Below are 234 nucleotides of genomic sequence, written 5' to 3'. Positions count from 1 at the left end.
CGCCGCGTCAGGCGCGACAGGCAGGGCTTTGAGGTTTTAAGCTCCGGCGGAAGCGAGCGCTTAGACATGGTGGTATTCGCCTGCCACAGAGAACAGGCACTGGCGCTGCTGGATGCGCCCAGTGAGGACGAGCATGCGGTGATCGGCGCGCTGCGCTATGCCAGCAAAGAAGTCGTCCTGCACACAGATACTTGCCTGTTGCCTCGACGCATGATCGCCTGGGCGAGCTGGAAC

At 62.4% G+C, this 234-nt stretch carries 1 pseudogene; it reads left to right on the top strand.

Annotated elements, in window-relative coordinates:
• A pseudogene (locus tag ACCC94_RS30535) lies at nucleotides 1-234 on the top strand (FAD-dependent oxidoreductase); the annotation flags it as partial.

It is taken from the genome of Pseudomonas sp. Pseusp97 (assembly GCF_047304025.1).
In the GTDB taxonomy this organism is placed as follows: domain Bacteria; phylum Pseudomonadota; class Gammaproteobacteria; order Pseudomonadales; family Pseudomonadaceae; genus Pseudomonas.
This window is presented reverse-complemented; position numbering and strand designations above follow the sequence as displayed.